This is a genomic window from Aquitalea sp. USM4 (assembly GCF_004328945.1).
Taxonomy (GTDB): domain Bacteria; phylum Pseudomonadota; class Gammaproteobacteria; order Burkholderiales; family Chromobacteriaceae; genus Aquitalea; species Aquitalea pelogenes.
This window is the reverse complement of the sequence record NZ_CP029539.1, coordinates 908,247-933,967: the sequence shown is the minus strand read 5'-3', so window position 1 is coordinate 933,967 and position 25,721 is coordinate 908,247. Positions and strand designations below refer to the sequence as shown.

Here is a 25,721-nt window from a genome sequence, read left to right as displayed (position 1 = left end):
ACCATGGCAACCGTGGCGAAAAAGGTAAACCCGGGTTTTATCTGGGAATGGGAAGGCAAGGATCGTGCAGGAAAGGTAGTGCGCGGGGAATTACGTGCCGAAACCGAGGCTGTCGCCAAGACCCAGTTGCGTCGGCAGGGGATTAATGTCGTCAAGGTCAAGCGCCGTCGCAGTGGTTTTGGCCGCAAGATTACCGAAAAAGACATTACGCTGTTTACCCGTCAGCTTTCCACCATGATGCGGGCGGGTGTGCCCTTGCTGCAGGCATTTGATATTGCCGCCAAAGGGCATGGCAATCCAGCAGTTACCAAAATGCTGCTTGAAGTACGCGCGGATGTGGAAACTGGCCTGTCTCTGGCAGAGGCCTTTCGCAAGCGTCCACTGTATTTCGACAAGTTGTTCTGCAATTTGATTGCAGCAGGTGAAACCGGTGGTGTACTGGACTCCTTGCTGGACAAGCTGGCTACCTACAAAGAAAAGGTGATGGCGATCAAGGGCAAGATCAAGTCCGCCATGATCTACCCCACCGCCATTGTGGCGACGGCCTTCATCATTACCGCCGTGATCATGATTTACGTGATTCCGGCATTCAAGGATCTGTTCTCCAGCTTTGGCGCTGATTTGCCTGCACCAACCCTGATTGTCATCTGGTTGTCCGACTTCTTTGTTCATTGGTGGTGGCTGATATTCGGCAGCATTTTCGGTGCAATCTTTGCGTTTTTCTATGCATTCAAGCGTACGCCCAAGTTGCAGGAACAGTTTGACCGCATCCTGCTGAAGCTCCCGGTCATCGGTGACATCATTCGTAAGGCCACCATCGCACGTTGGTCGCGTACTTTGTCTACCTTGTTCGCCGCGGGTGTCCCGCTGGTTGAAGCGCTGGATTCTGTCGGTGGCGCATCGGGTAACCAGGTATATAGCGAGGCGACAAAACTGATTCAAAACGATGTCAGTGCCGGTTCCAGCCTGAGCTATTCCATGCAGCGTACCGGGCTGTTTCCCAATATGGTGCTGCAGATGACCTCCATTGGTGAGGAGTCGGGTTCACTCGACCAGATGCTGGACAAGATTGCGGATTTTTATGAAGAAGAAGTGGATAACGCTGTTGCTTCGCTTTCCAGCCTGTTGGAACCCGCCATCATGGTGATTCTGGGTGTACTGATTGGCGGCCTGGTTATTGCCATGTATATGCCGATTTTCAAAATGGGCCAGGTGGTGGGTTAAGCATGGCGGAAATCGGAAGTCTGCTGTCAGCAAATGCTGGCTTGCTGGTGGTGATGGTGTTGTTGCTGGGCTTGTTGGTGGGTAGTTTCCTGAATGTGGTCATTCACCGTTTGCCGGTCATGATGGAACGTGGCTGGCAGCGGGAATGTGATCGATATCTCGGTCGGGATGTCCAGGATGCTGAGCGATACAATCTGCTGGTGCCTGCATCGCATTGTCCTGGCTGCAAGCAGGATGTGAAGGCCTGGCAGAACATCCCCTTGCTCAGTTATGCCTTGCTGCGCGGTCGCTGCGCGCACTGTGGCACCGGCATCAGCTGGCGCTATCCGGCAGTTGAGTTGCTCACCGGCCTGTTGTTTGCTTCCGTTGCATGGCGCTTTGGCTGGGGCCTGCCCATGTTGGGTTACTTGCTGTTGACGGCAGTGCTGGTCGCACTCACCTTCATTGATGCGGATACCCAGCTGTTACCTGATGATCTGACCCTGCCCTTGGTGTGGGCTGGCTTGTTATTCAATCTGTACACCGGAGTCGTTCCGCTTGAGGATGCGGTGATCGGTGCAGTAGCAGGCTACCTGAGCTTATGGTTGGTGTACTGGCTTTTCAAGTTATGTACCGGCAAGGAAGGCATGGGCTACGGCGACTTCAAGTTGCTGGCAGCTTTCGGTGCCTGGCTGGGCTGGAGCATGTTGCCACTGATCATTTTGCTTTCCTCCCTGGTAGGGGCTGTGGTTGGCATTGTCCTGATGTTGCTGTCGCGTATTGGCCGTGGCCAGGCATTGCCGTTTGGTCCATATCTGGCTGCTGCCGGGTGGATTGCACTGCTATGGGGCAAGCAAATCGTCAGTTGGTATCTGGGTAGCTATGTCCATTAAGGTGGTGGGCCTGACTGGCGGGATTGGCTCCGGCAAGAGTGCAGCGGCCGATCATTTTGCCCTGTTGGGTGCGGATGTGGTGGATACCGATGTGATTGCCCATCAGCTCACAGCCGCAGGTGGCAGGGCGATTGCACCGATTGTGGCTGCATTTGGCGAGCGTGTGCTGGATGGCAACGGTGCCATGGATAGAAAGTGCATGCGTGAATTGGTGTTTGCCAATCCGGCGAGCAGGCAACGTCTCGAGGGCATTTTGCACCCGCTGATCATGGAGCAGAGCCTGCAGCAGCTGGCAAATTCAACAGCACCATATGCAGTGCTGGTTGTACCTTTGCTGTTTGAGAGTCCGCAATATCGGGCGCTGGTGCAGCGTACTCTGCTGGTGGACTGTGATGAGGATTTACAGCTACAGCGTGTGCAGGCACGCAGTGGTTTGACTGCTGAAGCGGTGCGCGCCATCATGGCAGCGCAAATGAGCCGCGCCCAAAGACTGGCACTGGCCGATGATGTCATTGATAATGGCGGCACACTTGCAGCATTACAGCTTCAAGTCGAGGCCAAACACCAGTATTATCTTGCAAACCTTGCCCACGGCGCGTGACAAGGCATTTTCCAAGCCACCAAGAAGGGCAGACGTCTTGTGATCAGTTTCGAGTTTCCTGTCACCGAGCGAACCCGCACATTGCTGCGTCTGGAGCAGTTGTATGATCGCCTGGCCTATTTTCTGGGCAAAGACCATGCAATGGACCACCATGCGGCATTGCTGGTGTTGTTCGAATTGCTGGAAACTGCATCCCGTGCTGACCTGAAAGCCGACTTGCTGCAGGAGCTTGAACGTCAGAAGCAGGTGCTCGAAGCGCTGCGCGAAAATCCGAATGTGGCGGAAGACAGCTTGGACAAGGTGCTGGATGAAATCGAGCTGGCTGCCGGAAAGCTGCATGGCATTACCGGAAAGTTCGGCCAGCATCTGCGCGAAAACGAATGGCTGATGGCGATCAAGCAGCGTGCAGGCATTCCCGGCGGGACTTGCCAGTTCGATCTGCCGTCCTACTATTTGTGGCAGCAGAAGCCGGCTGAAGAGCGACGTCGTGACATGCGGCGCTGGGCGGCACCGCTGATGCCGACGGCCGAGGCTGCGCGCATCCTGCTTCATCTGTTGCGTGATAGTGGCAAGACGCATCATTATGTTGCGCGCAATGGCGCCTTCCAGCAGATGTCCGGTGGCAAGGTGGTGCAGATGATTCGTATTGCCTACGATCCGGCCTTGAACGTGCTGCCGGAACTCTCGGCCAACAAATATGCCATCAATGTCCGTTTTGTCAGCGCAGTCACCGGTGAGAGCCGTCCGCGCCAGACCGAGTCGGATGTTGAATTCACTTTGACCAACTGCAAGTTCTAAGCCTTATGTCCCAAGCTGTTCGTATTGTGTCCTGTCCCACTTGCGGCGCCGCCGTGCGCTGGGAGCCAGCCAGTCAGTATCGTCCCTTTTGCAGCGAGCGCTGCAAGATGATTGATCTGGGTGAGTGGGCCAACGAGACATACCGTGTGCCTGCGGTGGAGGAAAGCCCGGATAGCGAGATTGATCCGGCGCGCTACCGCTGATCCATTCAAGAAAAAAGCCCGCTCAAGCGGGCTTTTTTGCGTCCTCTTCCTGCCTCAGGCTCGCGCTGCCAGCGCGGCACCCTGGGTGAAGTAGGTTTTTACGCCACTGAGGATAGAGCCGGCCATCTGTTGCTGGAAGTCGCTGTCCAGCAGGCGTTGCTCTTCTTCCGGATTGCTGATGAAGGCGGTTTCCACCAGGATGGACGGAATGTCCGGTGCCTTGAGTACGGCAAAGCCGGCTTGTTCCACCTGGGAGCTGTGCAGCTTGTTCAGACCGCCTACCTTGCCTAGCATGATCTTGCCCAGTTTCAGGCTGTCATTGATGGTGGCGGTCTGGGTCAGGTCGAGCAAGGTATGCGCCAGGAACTTGTCCTTGCTGGCAATCTTCACCCCGCCAATCAGGTCCGAGCTGTTTTCAGACTGGGCCATGGTTTTAGCGAAGGCACTGGAAGCGCCTTTTTCGGACAAGGCGAAAACCGAAGAGCCGCGGGCGCTACGGTTGGGCGCGGCATCGGCATGGATGGAAATGAACAGGTCGGCATTCAGCTTGCGCGCCTTGGCCACGCGTACGCCAAGCGGAATGAAAATGTCTTCCTCGCGGGTCATGAATGCCTTCATGTTGCGCTCGGCATCAATCATGCGCTTCAGCTGCTTGCCGATGCGCAAGACGATGTCTTTTTCGCGAGTGCCATTCATGCCGATGGCACCTGGGTCTTCACCACCGTGGCCTGGGTCCAGCATCACCACGATGGGGCGGTTGCTGTCGTTTTTCTTCGGCTTTACCTGTGGCGGCGGCTCGGTGAGCTTGCCCTTGTTGTAATCGTCGAGCAAGGCCATCAGCGGGTCATCTTGTGCGCCACTGGAGGGGTAGAGGTCGATCACCAGACGGTGTTTGTACTCCGCCACCGGATTGAGGGTGAAAGCCTGCGGTTTGACATCGGTTTTGAGTTCCAGCACCAGGCGGACGGTATCCGGACTGAATTGCCCGGCGCGGGCTGTCTTGATATACGGATCGGCATCGGCAATCTGGCTGCTGATGTCTTTCAGCACGCTGTTTAGCTGCACACCTTCCAGATCAATCACCAGCCGGTCGGGATTGCTGATGGTGAACTGTTTAAACTTGATGGCGTCACTGGCTTCCAGCGTGATGCGGGTGTAGCTGGATGCCGGCCAGATACGGATGGCAACCACCTGGCTGTTGCTGGCAAAGCCCAGCTTGCTGACGCTAAGCAGGAAAGTGGCGGCAGCCGCACCAATCAGGCGGCGGCGGATGGGGTCGAAAGTCGAGTCAGGCATGACTGTCCGGTTTCTGTTCTTGCAGTTAAACGATACGTGCGACCTGTGTTGCTGACTTCAAGTTCCAGTGTCAGATCGGCAGGCGGTAGCAAAGCACCGGCCTTGTCCGGCCACTCGACCAGACAAACGCTATCCTTGCCGAAGTAATCACGGAAACCTGCGTCATCCCATTCTTCCGGGTCAGCAAAACGATACAGGTCGAAATGATGGATGGTGAAGTCGGCAAACGGGTAGCTTTCCACCAGCGTGTAGGTGGGGCTCTTTACCTTGCCATGATAGGCCAGGCCAGCCAGCAGGCCACGGGTAAATGTGGTTTTACCTGCACCAAGGTCGCCTTGCAGGAAAATGACTACACCTGCCTGCAGTGCTGTGGCCATGCTCGCGCCAAGCGCAAGGGTTGCTGACTCATCGGGCAGGTTGCCACTGCGAACGCTGGTATCATCCATGACCATATGACTGAGAAATCCTATCAAAAACTGGATTATCCCGAATTGGCCGGGCAAATCAAAGCCTGGGCGCAAGATTTGGGCTTTGCCGCGGCTCGAATCAGCAAGGCCCAGCTGCCAGTGCAGGCCGAGGTGCAATTACAGGCCTGGCTGGATGAGGGGTGCCATGGCCAGATGGATTACATGGCCCGGCATGGCAGCCTGCGGGTCAAACCAGCGGACCTGGTACCCGGCACCCTGTCCATTGTCAGCGTGCGCCTGCCTTACTGGCCGGCGGAGGCGCTGGCCAGCGAAGACGTGCTGGCAGATGGCCGACTTGCCTATCTGTCGCGCTATGCCTTGGGGCGGGATTATCACAAGGTGCTGCGGGCACGTTTGCAGAAACTGGCAGACAAAGTGGCCGAGCATATCGGCCCGTTTGGCTACCGCGTGTTTACCGATAGTGCGCCGGTGGCCGAAGTGGCGCTGGCCGCGCAGTCCGGCCTTGGCTGGCGCGGCAAGCACACCTTGCTGTTGAGCCGCGAGCAAGGCTCGCTGTATTTTCTGGGCGAGTTGTTTACCGACCTTCCTCTGCCTGCCGATGTGTCCGAGCCAGAACACTGCGGCCGTTGCACCCGTTGTATCGATGTCTGTCCGACACAGGCCATCACCGCACCTTACAAAGTGGATGCGCGCCGCTGCATCTCTTATCTCACCATCGAGCTGAAAACGGCCATTCCGCTTGAGTTTCGCCCCATGATTGGCAACCGTGTCTATGGTTGTGACGATTGTCAGCTGACCTGTCCGTGGAACCGCTTTTCCGTGCATACCCGCGAGCCGGACTTTGCCGTGCGGCATGGTCTGGATCAGGTCAGCCTGCTGGAGTTGTTTGGCTGGAGCGAGGCCATGTTCAAGGAAAAACTGGCCGGCAGCTCGATATACCGTATCGGCTATGCCAAATGGCTCTCCAATCTGGCCGTGGGGTTGGGTAATGCGCCGTATGATCCGGACATCGTGGCTGCTTTGCAGCAGCGGCAGGATTACCCGGATGAACTGGTGGCCGAACCGGTGCGCTGGGCTCTGGCTTGCCAGCATCAGCGCCAACCACAAGCCAAATAAGAAAAGGGAGCTTGTGCTCCCTTGTGGCATGGCTACGGCCCGGATTGCTCCAATGTTTACTTCAATGGCTTGGTGAAGTGAAACGAGGAAATGCTGAAGCCCTGGCGGAAGTACAGGCGGTGGGCTTCGGTGCGCCAGGTGCCGGAATCCAGCACCTGATAGCCACATCCCAGCCGACGGGCTTCTGTTGCACACCAGTCCAGCAACAGGCTGCCGATGCCGCGTGAGCGATGTGCTTCGTCACTGACCAGGTCGTCAATATAAAGCCGCAGGTCCTCGTAGGTATTTTCATATACCCGGAACAGGGCCAGGCCCAAAGGGCGGCCCTCGCTGTCCACCGCTGCAACCATACGGGCACCGTAGCTGCACACCCGTTGCATTTTTGCTGCATATGCAGCACCGTCCACGGGCAGCATGGGACGCAGCTGATGATGCAGCTGGCTACAGCTGGCCAGCAGCTCCGGTGCAATGACATGGCCCTGCTCATCGGTCAGGGCCACTACCTGCAAAGCTGTTTTCATCCTTATTCGGCTCGGCTTGGTGCAATCACCAGCGACTCACCATCCAGCACCACCTTGCCTTGCACCAGGCATTGGGTGGCCAGCTTCACACGCTTTTTGTCCGGGAAAATTTCCACCACGGTGGCGCGGGCGGTGACAGTCTGACCAATACGCACCGGTGCCTTGAAACGTGTGGATTGCGACAGGTAGATGGTGCCGTTGCCGGGCAGCTTGGTGCCCACCACGGTGGAGATCAGGCTGGCGGTCAGCATGCCGTGGGCAATGCGGGTCTGGAACGGTGTGGTTTCGGCATATTCCTGGTTGATGTGCACCGGGTTGTCATCACCGGAGACCGCGGCAAACATCAGGATATCGGCTTCGGTGATGGTTTTGGCGTACTCGGCCGAGTCGCCAACCTTGATATCTTCAAAGTAGACAGTCATGCATGATTCTCCGGCTATGACGTTGAAATTGTTGCACTGCATTGTGCCATGCGGCAGACGAAATGCAAATTAAGCGGAAATGACGTAGTATCTGCAATCAGTTGTTTTTTTGCTACGTGTCACACACAAATAATCAACCAAACGCTCGTTTGAAAAAGCGTTAGGGCATAATCGGGAAACACCACGGTAGCAAGTCCCTTCCCAGTTCGATTAACCCAGAGAGCTATTCGCTGGAGGAATATGAAAGTTCTAGTCGCTGTTAAACGCGTTGTCGATTACAACGTGAAGGTTCGCGTAAAGGCCGACGGTTCTGATGTGGATATCGCCAACGTCAAGATGTCGATGAACCCCTTTGACGAAATCGCGGTAGAAGAAGCCGTCCGTCTGAAAGAAGCCGGCAAGGCCAGCGAAATCGTGGTCGTGTCCATGGGTGTCAAGCAGTGCGAGGAAACCCTGCGCACCGCCCTGGCCATGGGTGCCGACCGCGCCATCCTGGTGGAAACCGAAACCGAACTGCAGCCCCTGGCCGTGGCCAAGCTGCTGAAAGCCGTTGCTGACAAGGAACAGCCGCAGCTGCTGATCGTCGGCAAGCAAGCCATTGACGATGATGCCAACCAGACCGGCCAGATGGCTGCTGCCTTGCTGGGCTGGGCACAAGGCACCTTCGCCTCCAAGGTGGATGTCGCTGCCGAAACCGTGGACGTGATCCGCGAAATCGACGGTGGCCTGGAAACCGTCAAGCTGCGTCTGCCGGCCGTTGTTACCGCCGACCTGCGCCTGAACGAGCCGCGCTTCATCAAGCTGCCCAACATCATGGCCGCCAAGAAGAAGCCGCTGGACAAGACCAGCCCGGCCGACCTGGGTGTGGACGTCACGCCGCGCCTGAAAACGCTGAAAGTGGCCGAACCGGCCAAGCGCTCTGCCGGCATCAAGGTAGCCAATGCTGCCGAGCTGGTAGCCAAACTGAAAAACGACGCAAAGGTGCTGTAAGCCATGGCCATTCTCGTTATCGCTGAACACGACAACCAGAGCCTGAAAGCAGGCACCCTGAATACCGTAACCGCCGCAGCCAAGCTGGGCGAAGTGCATGTACTGGTGGCCGGCCACAACGCCGCTGCTGCTGCCGATGCGGCCAAGAGCGTGGCTGGTGTGGCCAAGGTACTGCTGGCTGATGCCGCCCAGTACGCCCATGGTCTGGCAGAGTCGCTGTCCGCCCTGGTGGTGGAAGTGGCCAAGGGCTACAGCCATGTACTGGCTCCGGCCAGCTCCTTTGGCAAGAACCTGCTGCCGCGCGTGGCTGCCTTGCTGGATGTGGCACAGATTTCCGAAATCACCGCTATCGAATCCGCTGACACCTTCGTACGTCCGGTGTATGCCGGCAACGTGCTGGCTACCGTGCAATCGGCTGATGCCATCAAGGTAATCACCGTACGTACCACCGCTTTCGACGCTGCTGCCGCTCAGGGTGGCAGTGCTGCTGTGGAAAGCGTGACTGCTGTGGCTGATGCACAGCTGTCCAGCTTTGTCGGCCAGGAACTGACCAAGTCGGATCGTCCGGAACTCGGCGCTGCCAAGATCATCGTATCCGGTGGTCGTGCGCTGGGTTCGGAAGAGCAGTTCAAGTCCGTGATCGAACCGCTGGCGGACAAGCTGGGTGCTGCCGTGGGTGCTTCCCGCGCTGCCGTTGATGCCGGCTACGCACCGAACGACTACCAGGTTGGCCAGACCGGCAAGGTGGTTGCGCCGCAACTGTACTTCGCCGTGGGCATTTCCGGTGCCATCCAGCATCTGGCCGGCATGAAGGACTCCAAGGTGATCGTGGCGATCAACAAGGACGAAGAAGCGCCGATCTTCCAGGTGGCCGATTACGGCATCGTGGGTGACCTGTTCACCGTGGTGCCGGAACTGTTGGCCGAGCTGTCCAAGTAATGGCGTGCGGGGAGGGGCGACCCTCCCCATCCGAGCAGGCAAGATAGCCGCCGGATCAAAACAAAAAACAACCGGCAACGACCGGTCTGCTTCGTGGAGGAGCCAGCTTTCCCGTTACCCGCTAACGGGAAGGTGCGCTCATGCATCAGGTAGACGGCGTGCCGGTTTTTTCATATCTACGACGATTGTTGTGCAGCAAGAATGAGGAGAGATTCATGATCTATAACGCGCCAGTCAAGGAAATCCGTTTTGTACTGAATGAATTGGCCGAACTGACCTCGGTGTGCAGCCTGCCGGGTTATGAAGACTGCTCGGTCGAGCTGGTGGATGCCATTCTGGAAGAAGCCGCCAAGTTTGCCGAAGGCGTGCTGGCACCCATCAACAAGCAGGGCGACAAGGGTGCCACGCTGAAGGACGGCGAAGTGACCGCCGCGCCTGGCTTCAAGGAAGCCTGGCAGCAATATGTCGAATCCGGTTGGGTGGGTCTGCGTGCTCCGGCTGATTTTGGCGGGCAGGGCATGCCGGCGCTGGTGGCGATTGCTGCCGAAGAAATGTGGTGCTCATCCAATCTGGCCTTTTCGCTGGCACCGCTGCTGACGCTGGGTGCGGTGGAGGCGATTCACCACCATGCCTCGGAAGAATTGAAGGCGGTTTACCTGCCGCGCATGTCCAGTGGCGAATGGACCGGCACCATGAACCTGACCGAGCCGCAGGCCGGTTCCGACCTGGCCCAGGTGCGCTCGCGTGCCGTACCGCAGGCGGATGGCAGCTATCTGGTGACCGGCCAGAAGATTTTCATCACCTGGGGTGAGCACGACATGGCCGACAACATCGTCCATCTGGTGCTGGCCCGCCTGCCGGATGCACCGGCCGGGGTGAAGGGCATTTCCCTGTTCATCGTGCCCAAGTTCCTGGTCAATGTCGATGGCAGCCTGGGTGCGCGTAACGACGTGCGTTGCGTCTCGCTGGAACACAAGCTGGGCATTCATGGCAGCCCGACAGCGGTGATGAGCTTTGGCGATAACGGTGGTGCGGTCGGCTATCTGGTGGGCGAAGCCAACAAGGGCCTGGGCTATATGTTCACCATGATGAACCACGCCCGTCTCGGGGTGGGGGTGGAAGGCATGTCGGTATCCGAGCGCGCTTACCAGAAGGCGGTCGAGTATGCGCGTGACCGCGTGCAAAGCCGCGCCATTGGCTCGCCCGACCCGGCTGGTGTGGCCATCATCAAGCACCCGGACATCCGTCGCATGCTGATGACCATGCGCAGCCAGATCGAAGCCCAGCGTGCCTTGGCCTTCTACACCGCTGCGGCACTGGACCGCGCCTCGCGCCACCCGGTGGCCAGCGAAGCCGCGCGCAATCAGGCGCTGGTGAACTTCCTCATCCCCATCGTCAAGGGCTGGAATACCGAGCAGGCCAACGAGCTGACTAGCCTGGCGGTGCAAGTACATGGCGGCATGGGCTTTATCGAGGAAACCGGCGTGGCCCAGTACTACCGCGATGCGCGCATTACCGCCATTTACGAAGGTACCACCGGCATCCAGGCGCTGGACCTGATTGGCCGCAAAACCTTCAGCGAAGGCGGCGCGACGGCCCGTGCGCTGCTGGAAGAGGCGCGAGCGACTGCCGACAAGCTGGCGGCTGCCGGTTATGCCAGCATGGCGCGCAATCTGCAGCAGGCTGCTGCCGAGGCTGAGCGCTGCGTTGCCTTCATCCTGGGCAGCTTTGGCACGCAGCCGCAGCTGGCGGCCGCCGGTTCGGTGCCTTTCCTCAAGCTGATGGGCATTGTGCTGGGTGGCTGGCAGCTGGGCCGCACCGCGCTGATCGCACGCGAAAAGCTGGGTGAAGATGGTGTGGACGAGGATTTCCTCAAGGCCAAGATCACCACCGCCCGCTTCTTTGCCGAGCACCTGCTGCCGCAGGTTGGCGGCCTGGCCGCAGCCATTGTTGACGGGGCTGACAGCGTGCTGGAACTGGACGATACCCTGTTCTGATCTTGCGTTTTATGGTGCTGAACAGCCACCTGCGGGTGGCTGTTTCTTTATGTAAAAGTATTGGAAACAAGGCAGGACAAATCAGGAAGTGATGCAAAAACAGGTGCTTGTGACTTGTTTCAACTGGCCGAAAGCGGTATGATGGTAAGGTTTAACCAAACGGGACAGGCGCAAAACGTCGTGTCCCGTTATTCACATAAAAATCCGCAAAAACATACAAGCGAAACGCAACAGGAGCTAGTCAGTGTCAACCGTACCAGCGATCCTCGTCTTGGCTGACGGTACCCTCTTCAAGGGCAGTGCCATCGGAGCCACCGGCCATACGGTCGGCGAAGTGGTATTCAATACCGCCATGACCGGGTATCAGGAAATCCTCACCGATCCCTCCTACACCAAACAAATCGTCACCCTGACTTATCCCCACATCGGTAATGTCGGCGCGAATTCGGAAGATACCGAATCCCGCGCCGTTTTCGCATCCGGTCTGATCATTCGTGATCTGCCGCTGCTGCACAGCAACTTCCGCGCGGAAGATTCGCTGTCCGACTACCTGGCCAAGAACAATGTCGTGGCCATTGCCGATATCGACACCCGCCGCCTGACCCGCATCCTGCGTGAAAAAGGCGCACAGGCCGGCTGCATCATGGCCGGTGCCGATCTGGACGAAGCCCGCGCACTGGAACTGGCACGCGGTTTCGGTTCCATGGCCGGTCAGGATCTGGCCAAGGTAGTGAGCTGCACCGAGTCCTACCAGTGGAAGCTGGGCGAATGGAAACTGGGCAGCGGCTACAGCGAGCAGGCCCAAACCCCGTTCCATGTGGTGGCTTACGACTTCGGCGTGAAGCACAACATCCTGCGCATGCTGGCCGAACGCGGCTGCAAGCTGACCGTGGTGCCGGCGCAGACGCCGGCCAAGGACGTGCTGGCGCTGAATCCGGATGGTGTGTTCCTGTCCAACGGCCCTGGCGATCCGGAGCCGTGCGACTACGCCATCGCTGCCATCCGCGAAATCCTGGAAACCCGTCTGCCGGTATTCGGCATCTGCCTGGGTCACCAGCTGCTGGGTCTGGCCACCGGTGCCAAGACCAGCAAGATGAAGTTCGGCCACCACGGTGCCAACCATCCGGTGCAGGATCTGGACAGCGGCCGCGTGATGATCACTAGTCAGAACCACGGCTTCCAGGTGGACGAATCCACCCTGCCGGCCAATGTGCGTGTGACCCATCGCAGTCTGTTCGACCAGACCGTACAGGGCATTGCGCTGACCGACCGTCCGGCCTTCTCCTTCCAGGGTCACCCGGAAGCGAGCCCAGGCCCGGAAGACGTGGCCTATCTGTTTGACCGCTTCATCACGGCGATGAGCCAGGCGAAGTAAACGGAGCATACGGAGAACAAGCATGCTGGGCATTACCGATATCACCACCTACCTGATCGGCACCATCATCATCGTGCTGCTGCCAGGCCCCAACTCCATGTATGTGCTGTCGGTGGCGGCACAGCGCGGCATCCGTCGCGGCTTTGTGGGTGCCTGCGGGGTATTTACCGGTGATGCCATCCTGATGACGCTGGCCGCCACAGGGGCGGCAGGGGTGCTCAAGGCCAATCCGGCCCTGTTTGCCATGGTCAAGTACGCCGGCGGTGCTTACCTGACCTGGCTAGGGCTGCAGATGCTGCGTGGCGCCTGGCGTGCCTGGCGCAATGCTTCCCGCGGGGATGCTGCTGCGCCGGAAGCGCGCCGCGAAGTGGACGCCAGCCGTCCCTTCGTCAAGGCGCTGGTCATCAGCCTGATGAACCCCAAGGCCATCTTGTTCTTCGTGTCTTTCTTCGTGCAATTCGTCGACCCGGCCTATCCGCACCCGGTGCTGACCTTTCTTGCGCTGGGCACGCTGCTGCAGTTGTGCAGTGCCCTGTATCTGGCCACCATCATCGTGTCCGGAGCAAGACTGGCCGAAGCCTTCCGTCGCCGCCGCAAACTGTCCTCTGTCATGTCTGGCGGAGTGGGCGCGCTGTTTCTGGGCTTCGGGGCCAAACTGGCGGCAGCCAGCCTGAACTGAACAATTGAAATTGACTGAGCGATAACATGCCGAAACGTACCGACCTCAAGAGTATTCTCATCATCGGCGCTGGCCCCATTGTGATTGGCCAGGCCTGCGAGTTTGACTACTCCGGCGCACAGGCCTGCAAGGCCCTGCGTGAAGAAGGTTACAAAGTCATCCTGGTGAACTCCAATCCGGCCACCATCATGACCGACCCGAACATGGCCGATGTCACCTACATCGAACCCATTACCTGGCCTGTTCTGGAAAAAATCATTGCCAAGGAACGCCCGGACGCCATTCTGCCCACCATGGGCGGCCAGACCGCACTGAACTGTGCGCTGGACCTGGCCAAGCACGGCGTGCTGGAAAAATACAACGTCGAGCTGATCGGTGCCACCGAAGACGCCATCGACAAGGCCGAAGACCGTGGCCGCTTCAAGGAAGCCATGGCCAAGATCGGCCTGTCCTGCCCGCTGTCCTTCGTCTGCCACACCATGGAAGAGTCGCTGGACGCGCAATCCAAGGTAGGCTTCCCTACGCTGATTCGTCCGTCCTTCACCATGGGCGGCTCCGGTGGCGGCATCGCCTACAACAAGGAAGAATTCCTGGCGATCTGCGAGCGCGGTTTTGAAGCGTCTCCCACCCATGAACTGCTGATCGAGCAGTCCGTACTCGGCTGGAAAGAGTACGAAATGGAAGTGGTGCGCGACAAGAAAGACAACTGCATCATCATCTGCTCCATCGAGAACTTCGACCCGATGGGCGTGCACACCGGTGACTCCATCACCGTGGCCCCGGCACAGACCCTCACCGACAAGGAATACCAGATCATGCGTAATGCATCGATCGCGGTACTCCGTGAAATCGGCGTGGACACCGGCGGTTCCAACGTGCAGTTCGCCACCAATCCGGTGAACGGCGAAATGATCGTGATCGAGATGAACCCGCGTGTATCGCGTTCCTCGGCACTGGCCTCCAAGGCCACCGGTTTCCCGATTGCCAAGGTTGCCGCCAAGCTGGCCGTGGGTTACACCCTGGACGAACTGAAGAACGACATCACCGGCGGTGCCACCCCGGCTTCGTTCGAACCGTCCATCGACTACGTGGTTACCAAGATTCCGCGTTTCGCCTTCGAAAAATTCCCGCAGGCCGATAACCGCCTGACCACCCAGATGAAGTCGGTGGGCGAAGTGATGGCCATGGGCCGCACCCTGCAGGAATCCATGCACAAGGCGCTGCGTGGCCTGGAAACCGGCCTGTCCGGCTTCAATCCGGTCACCACCAACGAAGAAACCATCCGTCACGAAGTCAGCACCCCGGGACCGGAACGTATCCTGTACGTGGCCGATGCCTTCCGCGTGGGCATGAGCCGTGACGACGTGTTTGCGCTGAGCAAGATCGACCCGTGGTTCCTGGCCCAGATCGAAGACATCGTGGGCGAAGAAAAAGCCCTGGCCGGCCGCAAGGTGGAAGAACTGGGCTTTGACGAACTGCGTCGCCTGAAGCGCAAGGGCTTCTCCGACCGTCGCCTGGGCGAGCTGCTGAATACCGACCAGGCTGCCGTGCGTGCCAAGCGCTGGGCGCTGGGCCTGCATCCGGTGTACAAGCGTGTGGATACCTGCGCGGCCGAGTTTGCCACCTCCACCGCCTACATGTACTCCAGCTACGAAGAAGAGTGCGAAGCCAAGCCCACCGACCGCAAGAAGGTCATGGTACTGGGTGGTGGCCCCAACCGTATCGGTCAGGGTATCGAATTCGACTACTGCTGCGTGCATGCAGCGCTGGCGCTGCGCGAATCCGGTTTCGAGACCATCATGGTCAACTGCAACCCGGAAACCGTATCGACCGACTACGACACGTCCGACCGTCTGTACTTCGAACCGCTGACGCTGGAAGACGTGCTGGAAATCTGCCGCATCGAAAAACCGTTCGGCGTGATCGTACAGTACGGCGGCCAGACCCCGCTGAAACTGGCGCGTGCGCTGGAAGCCAATGGCGTGTCCATCATCGGCACCTCGCCGGACATGATCGACGCTGCCGAAGACCGCGAGCGCTTCCAGAAGCTGCTGAACGAACTGGGCCTGAAACAGCCGCCGAACCGCACCGCCCGCACTCCGGCCGACGCGATGAAGCTGGCCGAGGAAATCGGCTATCCGCTGGTGGTGCGTCCGTCCTACGTACTGGGCGGCCGCGCGATGGAAATCGTGCACGAACCGGCCGATCTGGAACGCTACATGCGCGAAGCGGTGAAGGTGTCCAACGACAGCCCGGTGCTGCTGGACCGCTTCCTGAACGACGCCATCGAAGTGGACGTGGATTGCATCTCCGACGGCAAGGACGTGGTCATCGGCGGCATCATGCAGCATATCGAACAGGCTGGTGTGCACTCCGGTGACTCCGCTTGCTCGCTGCCGCCGTACAGCCTGTTCCCGGCCGTACAGGACGAAATCCGTCGTCAGACCGAAGCCATGGCGCGTGCGCTGAACGTGGTCGGCCTGATGAATGTGCAGTTCGCCATCCAGGGCGACACCATCTTCGTGCTGGAAGTGAACCCGCGTGCATCGCGTACTGTACCGTTTGTGTCTAAAGTGACCGGCGCTCCGCTGGCCAAGATTGCCGCCCGTGCCATGGCCGGCATCAGCCTGGCCGAGCAGGGCTTCACCAAGGAAGTGATCCCGCCGTACTACGCAGTGAAGGAAGCCGTATTCCCCTTCATCAAGTTCCCGGGCGTGGACACCATCCTGGGACCGGAAATGAAGTCCACCGGTGAAGTGATGGGCGTGGGCAAGAGCTTTGCCGAAGCCTTCGTCAAGAGCCAGCTGGCCGCCGGCGACAAGCTGCCGCGCACCGGCAAGGTGTTCCTGTCGGTACGTCAGTCCGACAAGAACGGCGCGGTTGACGTGGCACGCGAGCTGCAACGTCTGGGCTTTGGCGTCTGCGCAACGCGCGGCACTGCCAAGACCCTGGCCGAAGCAGGCATCGTGGTGCAGGTGGTCAACAAGGTGAACGAAGGCCGTCCGCACATCGTCGACATGATCAAGAACGGCGAAATCGACGTGCTGGTCAACACCGTGGACGAAAAGCGTCAGGCCATTCAGGACAGCCATTCCATCCGCCGCAGTGCCCTGCAGGCGCGCATTCCGCAGTACACCACCCTGGCCGGTGCCAAGGCAGTGTGCGTGGGCATGGCCCATGTGGAAGAGTTTGATGTCTACAGCGTTCAGGAACTGCACGCCTCCATCAAGCCTTGATGTGGTGGACTGTCGGAATGTGACGGCAAGTTGTGCGTTGAAGCTTTGAACCGCGGACGATTTGCCGTTACAATCCAGACATTGAACTGCAACAGCCAAGCCGCCGTCTCGTACGGCGGCTTGTGTTTTTGATGACGGCGGGGGTACCGCCTCAGGAGAGCACCCGAATGAACAAAGTCCCGTTGACGCTGCGTGGCGCCGAACTTCTCAAAGAAGAACTGCAACGCCTGAAGAGCGTGGAGCGCCCGGCGGTGATCGAAGCGATTGCCGAGGCACGGTCGCATGGCGATCTGTCCGAAAATGCAGAATACGATGCTGCCAAAGAGCGCCAAGGCTTCGTTGAAGGCCGTATTGCCGAACTGGAAGGCAAGATTTCCAATGCCATGATCATCAATCCGGCCGAACTGGACGCTGATGGCCGCGTGGTGTTTGGTGCCACCGTCGAGCTGATGGATCTGGAAACCGAAGACCAGGTGACCTACCAGATCGTGGGCGACGATGAAGCCGACATCAAGCTGTGCAAGGTGTCGGTCAATTCGCCGATTGCCCGTGCGCTGATCGGCAAGGAAAGCGGCGACGTGGCCGAAGTGGTGGCCCCGGGCGGCATTCGCGAATACGAAGTGCTGGACGTCAAATACATCTAAAGCAGACAAACCAAACGCGCGCTTTCGCGCGTTTTTGCTGTGGAGTCAGGGAGCACGCATGGACGGATTGCGAGCGATAGCCAGAACCTTCTGGATCGGTGGACTTTGGGTGATCGGCATCATTGTGGCCCCGGTATTGTTCCGCTCACTGGATACCGTGACGGCCGGCATGGTTGCCGGCAAACTGTTTGCCGCCATCGCCTGGGTGGGCCTGGTGTGTGGGGTATTCCTGCTGGTGGATGCGGTATGGCGCAATGGCGTGCGTGGCATGAAGGAAGCCAGCTTCTGGCTGATTGTCGGCATGCTGCTGTGTACCGTGATCAACCATTTTGCCGTGACGCCCATCATTGCGGCGCTCAAACTGCAGATGAACCACGCGGCAGAAGGCCTGTTTGGCGGCGGTTTCGCTACCTGGCATGCCATTTCCAGCCTGATCTATCTGGTACAGAGCCTGATGGGGCTGGCCTACATCCTGCGACGGGACTGACCTTGTGATACTGCAAGTGGCCTGTCCACAATAAGGTGCAGGCAAAATAAAAGCGGTGGCAAGCCACCGCTTTTGCTATACCGCCCAAGGGCAGTATCAGGATTGGGAAGCAATCTTCAGCGCTTTCTTGTTCTTGGGCAGAACAATGCGCTGCTTGTCGCTGGGGCGCCACAGCACCAGCAATTTGCCGATATGCTGCACCGGTGCCGCACCCAGCTCGTCGCAAATTTGCTCGTAGAGCGCAATGCGTGCCGCGCGGTCATCACCCTGAACGCGGATCTTGATCAGTTCATGGGCATCCAGGCTCATGGCGATTTCGCGCAGTACGGACTCGCTCAGGCCGTTGTTGCCGATCATCACGACCGGGTTGAGAGTCTGAGCCAGGCCCTTGAGGTGCTGGCGCTGGAATGGTTGCAGTTCGATTTTCATTGGACAGGCTTGGTTTCAAAGCAAAACGGGATTCTACTAGAGTTTGGCCCATAGCCCAAACTCTGGTCACAAACAGACTGAAAAACAACAGGATAGCCAGCATGGCTGTGCTGAGTGAAACGGCAGGAAACGACTCATGGCAAGAAGTACCAGCAGCAATACCTGGCTGCGCGAACATGTTAACGACCAGTATGTACAGATGGCCAAGAAAGATGGCTACCGGGCACGGGCAGCGTACAAGCTGCTGGAAATCAACGAGAAAGACAAACTGATCCGCCCGGGCACGGTACTGGCTGATCTTGGTAGTGCTCCGGGCAGCTGGTCGCAGGTAGCTGCCCGCATCGTCGGGCCGCAGGGCAAGGTGTTTGCGCTGGATATCCTGCCGATGAATCCGATTGCCGATGTTGACTTCATCCAGGGCGACTTCCGCGAAGACGAAGTGCTGGCCCAGTTTGTCGATCTGCTGGACGGCCGTGCGCTGGACCTTGTAATTTCCGACATGGCACCCAATATCTCAGGAATGAGTGCCATGGATCAGGCCAGAAGCTTTTTGCTGTGTGAGCTGGCGCTCGAATTTGCACGTGATCATCTGAAACCTGGCGGCTGTTTTCTCGTCAAAGTGTTCCAGGGCAGCGATTTCCAGCCCTACCTGCAGTCCATGCGAGACCTGTTTGACGAGGTGCTTACCCGCAAACCCAAGGCTTCGCGTGACCGCTCCAGCGAAATTTACCTGCTGGGCAAGGGCCGACGCTGACATATGCCCCCTCGGGGTTTACAATTCATTCCAATGCAATACGCAACCGTAAAGTCAGGGCACAGAGGAGTCCGCTACTCGTGAACAATATCGGCAAAAACATCGCCATCTGGGTCATCATCGGTCTGGTACTGATGACTGTATTCAATCAGTTCAACAAACGTCAGGATGCCCAGAACCAGATCGAATACTCGCAATTCATCAGCGATGTCGAATCCGGCAAGGTGCAATCCCTGAGCATCGAGGGCCATCCGCTGCGTGGCCAGTGGCTGAAAGGCAAGCGTACCGACGGTTCGGCATTTGCCACCTATGCGCCCTACGATCCGCAACTGGTTGAAGACCTGATCAAGAACAACGTCCGCTTCTCGGCCAAGCCGGAAGAGGAACCGTCCATGCTGATGAGCATCTTCATCAGTTGGTTCCCGATGCTGCTGCTCATCGGCGTGTGGGTATTCTTCATGCGCCAGATGCAGGGTGGCGGCAAGGGTGGTGCCTTCTCCTTCGGCAAGAGCAAGGCGCGCATGCTGGACCAGGACACCAACACCGTGACCTTTGCGGATGTCGCCGGCTGCGATGAAGCCAAGGAAGAGGTGAAGGAAATTGTCGACTACCTGCGCGACCCTTCCCGCTACCAGAGCCTGGGTGGCCGCATTCCGCGTGGCATCCTGCTGTGTGGCTCGCCGGGTACTGGTAAAACCCTGCTGGCCAAGGCTATCGCCGGTGAAGCCAAGGTACCGTTCTTCAGCATTTCCGGTTCTGACTTTGTCGAAATGTTTGTCGGCGTGGGTGCTGCCCGTGTCCGCGACATGTTCGAGCAGGCCAAGAAGAACTCGCCTTGCATCATCTTCATCGACGAAATCGATGCGGTAGGTCGCCAGCGTGGCGCAGGTCTGGGTGGCGGTAACGACGAACGCGAACAGACACTGAACCAGCTGCTGGTTGAAATGGATGGTTTCGAAACCAACCAGACCGTCATTGTTATTGCTGCGACCAACCGTCCAGACGTGCTGGACCCTGCCTTGCAGCGTCCTGGTCGTTTCGACCGTCAGGTGGTGGTACCGCTGCCGGATATCCGTGGCCGTGAACAGATTCTGTCCGTACACATGCGCAAGGTGCCGATTGCTGCTGATGTGGAAGCCTCCATCATCGCCCGTGGCACACCGGGTTTCTCCGGTGCAGATCTGGCCAACCTGGTGAATGAAGCCGCGCTGTTTGCTGCCCGTCGCAGCAAGCGTCTGGTGGACATGCTGGACTTCGAGTCGGCCAAGGACAAGATCATGATGGGTGCCGAGCGCCGCAGCATGGTGATGACCGAGGAAGAAAAGCGCAATACCGCTTACCACGAATCCGGCCATGCCGTAGTGGCCAAGCTGCTGCCCAAGTCCGACCCGGTGCACAAGGTCACCATCATCCCGCGCGGTCGTGCGCTGGGTGTGACCATGCAGCTGCCGGAGCAAGACCGCTTTGCTTATGATCGTGGCTATCTGCTGGATCGTCTGGCCATCCTGTTTGGCGGCCGTATCGCCGAAGAGCTGTTCATGAACCAGATGACCACCGGCGCTTCCAACGACTTCGAGCGTGCCACCCAGATGGCACGTGACATGGTGACGCGCTACGGCATGTCCGACAAGCTGGGTCCGATGGTGTATGGCGACAATGAAGGCGAGGTATTCCTCGGTCGCTCTGTCACCACCCACAAGAACATGTCCGAAGCCACCATGCAGCAGGTAGACAGTGAAATTCGCCGCATCATCGACGAGCAATATGCTCTGGCTCGTCGACTGCTGGACGAGAACCGCGACAAGGTGGAGGCCATGACCGCGGCCCTGCTGGAATGGGAAACCATCGACGCAGAGCAGATCAACGACATCATGGATGGCAAACCGCCGCGTCCGCCCAAACCGGGTAGTGGTTTCCCGGCCAAGCCGGAGGAAAAGGCCGTTGAAGCCGCTCCGGTAGAACCGACATCCACCCCGGCTCAGGAACTCTGATAACCGGTTCCCACAGGGTGATAGCGCAGGCTGTCACCCTGTTTTGCATTTATCTGGCAGAACATTCGATGCAATTGCTTCAATGCGGGCGCTACAAGCTCGATCTATCCCGGCCCATGATCATGGGCATCCTCAATGTCACCCCCGATTCCTTCTCTGATGGCGGCCGCTACAATACGCTGGACACTGCATTGCAGCGCGCGCAAGCCATGCGGGCAGATGGCGCGGCCATTCTGGATATTGGTGGCGAATCCACCCGTCCCGGTGCGCCGGAAGTCAGTGTGCAAGAAGAAATGGACCGGGTGTTGCCGGTACTGGAAAAACTCAAGGATATCGGCGCTCCGCTGTCGCTCGATACCCGTCGTACTGCGGTCATGCAGGCGGCCTTGCAACTGGGCGCTGTGGACCTGATCAATGACGTCTCCGCACTGGAAGACCAGGGTGCAGTGGAGGCCGTGGCTGCATCACAGGTGGCACTGTGCCTGATGCACAAGCAAGGCAACCCGGACACCATGCAGCAGGCGCCTGTGTATGAGGATGTGGTGGAGGAGGTCGGCCAATATCTGCAACGTCGCGTGCAGTTGTGTCGTGATGCGGGCATTACCGCTGAGCGTTTGCTGATTGATCCTGGCTTCGGTTTCGGCAAGACACTGGAACATAACCTGCAATTGCTGGCAGGACTGCAGCGTATCGAGGCTATCAGCGGCATTCCGTTGCTGGTAGGTCTGTCGCGCAAGTCCATGCTGGGTGCCATCACCGGTGAGGCCATTCCATCAGAACGACTTGGTGCCAGCGTCGCTGTGGCGCTGTTGTCCTTGCAAGGCGGTGCCAAAATCGTGCGGGTGCACGATGTCAAAGCCAGCCGGCAGGCATTGGAAGTCTGGGCGGCGTTGCAACCGTATACCGCTTGATTCGCAAGGCTGTCTTACCTTTTTTGCATAATAGGGACTTGCCGAGCTAACAGGGCGGGCAGGTACAATACAGGGCTGGCGCCAAGGTTATTACCGTAGCTACCCGTTGCTGGCCAGGTGCTACAGCAACGTGACTAGGATGAAGAAATGAGTCGTAAATATTTTGGTACGGATGGTGTACGTGGTGAAGTAGGGCAATTTCCCATCACCCCTGATTTTGTCCTCAAGCTAGGCCATGCGGCTGGGCGAGTGCTGGTGGACCACGACAAGGAGCACCGTCCGACGGTGCTGGTTGGCAAGGACACCCGTATTTCCGGTTACATGCTGGAAGCAGCCTTGCAGGCCGGTTTTACTGCGGCTGGCGTCAATGTGCTGCTGACCGGCCCGCTGCCCACCCCGGGCATTGCCTACCTCACCCGCGCGCTGCGGCTGGAGGCCGGCGTGGTGATTTCGGCATCGCACAACCCCTATCAGGATAATGGCATCAAGTTTTTTGCCGAAGGCGGCAAAAAGCTGGATGACGCATTGGAGCTGGAAATCGAGGCCATGCTGGAACAGCCTATGACGACCAACAGCTCGGCCGAGCTGGGGCGTGCCCGCCGTATTTCCGGTGCTGCAGAGCGTTACATCGAATTCTGCAAGAGTACCTTCCCGGGCGAGCGAAACCTGAAGCACTTGAAGCTGGTGGTGGATTGTGCAAATGGTGCCACCTATCACATCGCACCCAAGGTGTTCCATGAACTGGGTGCCGAGCTGGTGGTGATCGGTGGTGAACCTGATGGCTACAACATCAACGACAAGGTGGGCGCGACTTATCCCAAGACCTTGCAGGTAGCCGTTCTGGAGCACCATGCCGACTATGGCATCTCGCTGGATGGCGACGGTGACCGCCTGATCATGGTGGACAGGCATGGCAAGGTGTACGACGGCGACCAGCTGATTTATGTGATTGCCAAGGCACGTGCCGCTCGTGGTGAGTTGAAGGGTGGTGTGGTCGGCACCGTCATGACCAATATGGCCATGGAGCTGGCGCTCAACAAGCTGGGCGTGGCCTTTGGCCGCGCCAAGGTGGGCGACCGCTATGTGCTGGAAATGCTGCATGCCAATGGCTGGCAGGTGGGCGGCGAGGCATCGGGACACATCCTGTGCCTGGACAAGCACACTACCGGCGATGGCATCATCTCCAGCTTGCAGGTGCTGGCCAGCCTGGCCGAACTGGGCATCAGCCTGGAAGAGGCCTGCAGCGATTGGACGCCGTTCCCGCAAACCATGATCAATGTGCGCCACAATGGCTGCGACTGGAAAGCAGCCTCTGCCGAGGCGCTGGCTGCCGCGGAAGCTGCCTTGAGCGGGATTGGCCGCGTGGTATTGCGTCCTTCAGGTACCGAGCCGGTGGTGCGGGTGATGGTAGAAGCCAATGACCGCAGTTTGTCGGAAAAATGGGCCAAAGAGATTGCCGCCACTATAGAGCGCGTGGCCTGATTCAGTCCTGGCACAATAAAAAAAGCCGCTGCACGATGCAGCGGCTTTTTTTATTGTGGTGAGCGATTGGTTCAGGTGGGCAGGCGCGGCACGCGCGGGGCAATGGCGCACATCAGCTCATAGCCAATGGTGCCGGCAGCCGCAGCCACTGCTTCGATCGCGATGTTTGGCCCCCACAGCTCCACCCGGCTACCGATGGTGGCAGCAGGAATGTGCGTCAGGTCCACCACCAGCATATCCATGGAAACCCGTCCCACAGTGCCGCTGCGCTGGCCTGCCACCATCACCGGAGTGCCATTGGCGGCAATGCGCGGGTAACCGTCGGCATAGCCACAGGCGACAATGCCTATCCGCATCGGTCGGTCGGCCTGAAACTGAATGCCGTATCCCACGCCCTCGCCTGCTTGCAGTTGCTGGATGGCAATGATGTCCGCGCTCAGCGTCATGGTGGTTTGCAGGCCCAGCGCTGCGCCATGACAGTCGGCAAAGGGCGAGCAGCCATACAGGGTGATGCCGGGGCGGACGATGGCGCCATGGGTGTGCGGATGGCGGAAGACGGCCGCGGAATTGGCGGCGCTGATGGCCAGGCCACTGGCGGTGGCCACGGGGGCAAAGCGCTGCCACTGCGTGGCTACGCCACGATCGTCATCGGCAGTGGCGAAATGCGTCATGATGGTGCTCAGTTTCACTTGCGGCAATGCACGCAGTTGCTGCATCACGTGGCTGGCCTGTTCCGGGCGGAAACCCAGCCGGTTCATGCCGCTGTTGATCTTGAGCCACACTTCCACCGGCTGTGGCAGGGAACCTTCCTGTAACCAGGCAATCTGGTGAGGGGAGTGAATGGCACCGGCAATGCGGTATTCTGCCATGGCCTCCACTTCGGTCCGGTCGAATGGTCCTTCCAGCAGGGTAATCGGCTGCTGGATGCCCGCCTTGCGCAGGGCGATGGCATCTTCGATATTGAGTAGGGCAAATCCGTCGGCAATGTCAGCCAGGGCAAGGGCGCTGCCAAGTGCGCCGTGGCCATAGGCGTCAGCCTTGATGACGGCCAGTGCAGCACGGCCTGCAGCTTGTTGACGGGAATGCAGATAGTTATGGCGCAGGGCGGAATGATTGATTTCCACCCGTATGGGGCGTGTCATGTCAAGAAAGGATAAGGTCGAGGTGTGCTATTATAAGCGCCCGATCATGCACTCGGACAATCAGCCCGTGGCCAAATCTTGTGACAGGACAAGACTGTGCCGGTCGGCGGAGCACTATGGACATACTGCAGATACTTCTCGATTTCTTTACCGGTTACGGTTATGTGGCTGTCTTTACCGTATTGCTGGTGTGTGGTTTCGGTGTTCCGATTCCGGAAGACATCACGCTGGTGGCTGGTGGCATCATTTCCGGCCTTGGCTATGCTGATGTCGATATCATGTTTATGGTGGGGATGGCCGGGGTTCTGGCTGGTGACGGCATCATGTTTGCTGCGGGGCGTTTCTATGGCCACAAGGTGCAGCGTTTCCGTCCCATCGCCCGCATCCTGACGCCCGAACGTTTTGAAGCTGTGCAGGAAAAGTTTGAAAAATACGGTACCTGGGTGCTGTTCGTTGCCCGTTTCCTGCCCGGCTTGCGTTCCCCCATCTTCATTACCGCTGGCATGACACGGCGCGTGCCCTATTGGCGTTTCTTGCTGATGGATGGCTTTGCCGCGCTGATTTCCGTGCCGGTGTGGGTTTACCTGGGTCATTACGGTGCCACGCAACGCGAATGGCTGATGCACATGGTGCATCGTGGCCAGATGGGTATTCTTTCCGTGGTCGGAGTATTACTGGCTGGTCTGGCGATTCTCTACCTGTGCAAGCGCAAGAAATGCTGTGAGGATTCCGGCCTGAAAAAATGAGCCGGGCTGCCAAATGAAAAAGCCACCGCGACGGTGGCTTTTTTCATGCACAGAAGCCGGATCAGCCCACCTGCAGCAGTTCCACTTCAAATACCAGGGTGGCATTGGGCGGAATCACGCCACCGGCGCCACGTGCGCCATAACCGAGTTCTGCCGGAATGGTCAGCTTGCGCTTGCCACCTACCTTCATGCCAACGACGCCCTGATCCCAGCCCTTGATCACATGGCCGGCACCCAGCGGAAAGCTGAAGGGCTGGAAGCGGTCTTTGCTGGAGTCGAACTTGCTGCCATTGGTCAGCCAGCCGGTGTAATGCACAGTCACTTCCTGGCCGGCGACAGCTTCGGCACCTTCGCCCACGGTCAGGTCTTCAATGATCAATTCGCTCATCTTGTGTTCCTTGTATCTGGTTCAAGCAGGCCCGTATTGTACCAGTTGCC

Annotated in this window: 26 protein-coding genes; 19 read left to right on the top strand and 7 right to left on the bottom strand. The window is 58.6% G+C overall.

Translation table 11 applies throughout. The annotated features are described in order from the left end of the window. The first annotated feature begins 3 nt into the window (after positions 1-3). Genes DKK66_RS04385 through yacG form a run of 5 tightly spaced genes read left to right on the top strand, consistent with a single transcriptional unit; the run spans position 4 to position 3,698 of the window. Positions 4-1,224, top strand: coding sequence for a type II secretion system F family protein (locus tag DKK66_RS04385; protein WP_131355824.1), 1,221 nt, complete (start codon positions 4-6; stop codon positions 1,222-1,224). 2 nt (positions 1,225-1,226) lie between these two features. After that, on the top strand, positions 1,227-2,096 hold the full coding sequence (locus tag DKK66_RS04380; RefSeq protein ID WP_131355821.1) for an A24 family peptidase: 870 nt from the start codon (positions 1,227-1,229) through the stop codon (positions 2,094-2,096). After that, positions 2,008-2,697 carry a dephospho-CoA kinase gene (coaE, locus tag DKK66_RS04375; RefSeq protein ID WP_370302793.1) on the top strand — a complete coding sequence of 230 codons (690 nt, stop codon included), beginning with the start codon at positions 2,008-2,010 and terminating at the stop codon, positions 2,695-2,697. Before DKK66_RS04380 ends, coaE begins: the two co-directional genes overlap by 89 nt. Before the next feature lie 39 nt (positions 2,698-2,736). After that, positions 2,737-3,495, top strand: coding sequence for a cell division protein ZapD (zapD, locus tag DKK66_RS04370; RefSeq protein ID WP_045845413.1), 759 nt, complete (start codon positions 2,737-2,739; stop codon positions 3,493-3,495). A 5-nt stretch (positions 3,496-3,500) separates the two neighbouring features. Beyond that, positions 3,501-3,698: a DNA gyrase inhibitor YacG gene (yacG, locus tag DKK66_RS04365; RefSeq protein ID WP_045845412.1), complete on the top strand. Its 198-nt coding sequence runs from the start codon at positions 3,501-3,503 to the stop codon at positions 3,696-3,698. A 54-nt stretch (positions 3,699-3,752) separates the two neighbouring features. Here the strand turns inward: yacG and DKK66_RS04360 are convergent, their stop codons facing one another. Together DKK66_RS04360 and tsaE are read right to left on the bottom strand one after the other, a co-directional pair. Then, complete coding sequence (locus DKK66_RS04360) at positions 3,753-4,994, bottom strand: N-acetylmuramoyl-L-alanine amidase (protein WP_045845411.1); 1,242 nt, start codon at positions 4,992-4,994, stop codon at positions 3,753-3,755. Continuing rightward, positions 4,955-5,440 (bottom strand): tRNA (adenosine(37)-N6)-threonylcarbamoyltransferase complex ATPase subunit type 1 TsaE, encoded by a 486-nt coding sequence (tsaE, locus tag DKK66_RS04355; RefSeq protein ID WP_131355818.1) that lies wholly within the window; start codon positions 5,438-5,440, stop codon positions 4,955-4,957. Before tsaE ends, DKK66_RS04360 begins: the two co-directional genes overlap by 40 nt. Before the next feature lie 6 nt (positions 5,441-5,446). Between tsaE and queG the strand changes: the two genes are divergently transcribed. Next, positions 5,447-6,538: a tRNA epoxyqueuosine(34) reductase QueG gene (gene queG, locus DKK66_RS04350; RefSeq protein WP_131355815.1), complete on the top strand. Its 1,092-nt coding sequence runs from the start codon at positions 5,447-5,449 to the stop codon at positions 6,536-6,538. A 56-nt stretch (positions 6,539-6,594) separates the two neighbouring features. Here queG and DKK66_RS04345 read toward each other — a convergent pair whose 3' ends face one another. Continuing rightward, positions 6,595-7,059 (bottom strand): GNAT family N-acetyltransferase, encoded by a 465-nt coding sequence (locus tag DKK66_RS04345; protein ID WP_052693773.1) that lies wholly within the window; start codon positions 7,057-7,059, stop codon positions 6,595-6,597. 2 nt (positions 7,060-7,061) lie between these two features. Continuing rightward, on the bottom strand, positions 7,062-7,481 hold the full coding sequence (locus DKK66_RS04340) for a MaoC family dehydratase (protein ID WP_131355813.1): 420 nt from the start codon (positions 7,479-7,481) through the stop codon (positions 7,062-7,064). A 240-nt stretch (positions 7,482-7,721) separates the two neighbouring features. Here DKK66_RS04340 and DKK66_RS04335 point away from each other — a divergent pair, with 240 nt between their 5' ends. From DKK66_RS04335 to DKK66_RS04300, 8 genes are all read left to right on the top strand, one after another. Next, the gene (locus DKK66_RS04335; RefSeq protein WP_045845408.1) at positions 7,722-8,471 is read left to right on the top strand and encodes an electron transfer flavoprotein subunit beta/FixA family protein; all 750 of its coding nucleotides are present in this window, start codon (positions 7,722-7,724) and stop codon (positions 8,469-8,471) included. Between the two features lie 3 nt (positions 8,472-8,474). After that, positions 8,475-9,410 carry an electron transfer flavoprotein subunit alpha/FixB family protein gene (locus tag DKK66_RS04330; RefSeq protein WP_131355810.1) on the top strand — a complete coding sequence of 312 codons (936 nt, stop codon included), beginning with the start codon at positions 8,475-8,477 and terminating at the stop codon, positions 9,408-9,410. Between the two features lie 215 nt (positions 9,411-9,625). Further along, complete coding sequence (locus DKK66_RS04325) at positions 9,626-11,407, top strand: acyl-CoA dehydrogenase (RefSeq protein WP_131355807.1); 1,782 nt, start codon at positions 9,626-9,628, stop codon at positions 11,405-11,407. A 244-nt stretch (positions 11,408-11,651) separates the two neighbouring features. Then, a complete protein-coding gene (carA, locus tag DKK66_RS04320; RefSeq protein WP_131355804.1) occupies positions 11,652-12,782 on the top strand; it encodes a glutamine-hydrolyzing carbamoyl-phosphate synthase small subunit in 1,131 nt (376 codons plus the stop codon). A 22-nt stretch (positions 12,783-12,804) separates the two neighbouring features. Beyond that, positions 12,805-13,461: a leucine efflux protein LeuE gene (leuE, locus tag DKK66_RS04315; RefSeq protein WP_062786336.1), complete on the top strand. Its 657-nt coding sequence runs from the start codon at positions 12,805-12,807 to the stop codon at positions 13,459-13,461. A 26-nt stretch (positions 13,462-13,487) separates the two neighbouring features. Continuing rightward, positions 13,488-16,697, top strand: a complete 3,210-nt coding sequence (gene carB / locus DKK66_RS04310) for a carbamoyl-phosphate synthase large subunit (protein ID WP_131355801.1) — start codon at positions 13,488-13,490, stop codon at positions 16,695-16,697. 167 nt (positions 16,698-16,864) lie between these two features. Then, positions 16,865-17,341: a transcription elongation factor GreA gene (gene greA, locus DKK66_RS04305; protein WP_045845402.1), complete on the top strand. Its 477-nt coding sequence runs from the start codon at positions 16,865-16,867 to the stop codon at positions 17,339-17,341. Positions 17,342-17,399: 58 nt separating this feature from the next. Continuing rightward, complete coding sequence (locus tag DKK66_RS04300; RefSeq protein ID WP_045845401.1) at positions 17,400-17,828, top strand: DUF4149 domain-containing protein; 429 nt, start codon at positions 17,400-17,402, stop codon at positions 17,826-17,828. 96 nt (positions 17,829-17,924) lie between these two features. Here the strand turns inward: DKK66_RS04300 and DKK66_RS04295 are convergent, their stop codons facing one another. Continuing rightward, positions 17,925-18,251: a YhbY family RNA-binding protein gene (locus DKK66_RS04295; RefSeq protein WP_370302985.1), complete on the bottom strand. Its 327-nt coding sequence runs from the start codon at positions 18,249-18,251 to the stop codon at positions 17,925-17,927. 142 nt (positions 18,252-18,393) lie between these two features. Here DKK66_RS04295 and DKK66_RS04290 point away from each other — a divergent pair, with 142 nt between their 5' ends. From DKK66_RS04290 to glmM, 4 genes are all read left to right on the top strand, one after another. Next, positions 18,394-19,011: an RlmE family RNA methyltransferase gene (locus tag DKK66_RS04290; RefSeq protein ID WP_131355798.1), complete on the top strand. Its 618-nt coding sequence runs from the start codon at positions 18,394-18,396 to the stop codon at positions 19,009-19,011. Between the two features lie 80 nt (positions 19,012-19,091). After that, complete coding sequence (gene ftsH, locus DKK66_RS04285) at positions 19,092-21,002, top strand: ATP-dependent zinc metalloprotease FtsH (protein ID WP_131355795.1); 1,911 nt, start codon at positions 19,092-19,094, stop codon at positions 21,000-21,002. Positions 21,003-21,070: 68 nt separating this feature from the next. Further along, positions 21,071-21,913: a dihydropteroate synthase gene (folP, locus tag DKK66_RS04280; RefSeq protein ID WP_131355792.1), complete on the top strand. Its 843-nt coding sequence runs from the start codon at positions 21,071-21,073 to the stop codon at positions 21,911-21,913. Positions 21,914-22,060: 147 nt separating this feature from the next. Further along, the gene (gene glmM, locus DKK66_RS04275) at positions 22,061-23,395 is read left to right on the top strand and encodes a phosphoglucosamine mutase (protein ID WP_131355789.1); all 1,335 of its coding nucleotides are present in this window, start codon (positions 22,061-22,063) and stop codon (positions 23,393-23,395) included. Positions 23,396-23,466: 71 nt separating this feature from the next. Here glmM and alr read toward each other — a convergent pair whose 3' ends face one another. Then, positions 23,467-24,537 carry an alanine racemase gene (alr, locus tag DKK66_RS04270; RefSeq protein ID WP_131355786.1) on the bottom strand — a complete coding sequence of 357 codons (1,071 nt, stop codon included), beginning with the start codon at positions 24,535-24,537 and terminating at the stop codon, positions 23,467-23,469. A 116-nt stretch (positions 24,538-24,653) separates the two neighbouring features. Between alr and DKK66_RS04265 the strand changes: the two genes are divergently transcribed. Further along, the gene (locus tag DKK66_RS04265; protein WP_045845395.1) at positions 24,654-25,283 is read left to right on the top strand and encodes a DedA family protein; all 630 of its coding nucleotides are present in this window, start codon (positions 24,654-24,656) and stop codon (positions 25,281-25,283) included. Positions 25,284-25,344: 61 nt separating this feature from the next. Here the strand turns inward: DKK66_RS04265 and DKK66_RS04260 are convergent, their stop codons facing one another. Then, positions 25,345-25,671, bottom strand: coding sequence for an FKBP-type peptidyl-prolyl cis-trans isomerase (locus DKK66_RS04260; protein WP_089083143.1), 327 nt, complete (start codon positions 25,669-25,671; stop codon positions 25,345-25,347). Between the last annotated feature and the right edge of the window lie 50 nt (positions 25,672-25,721).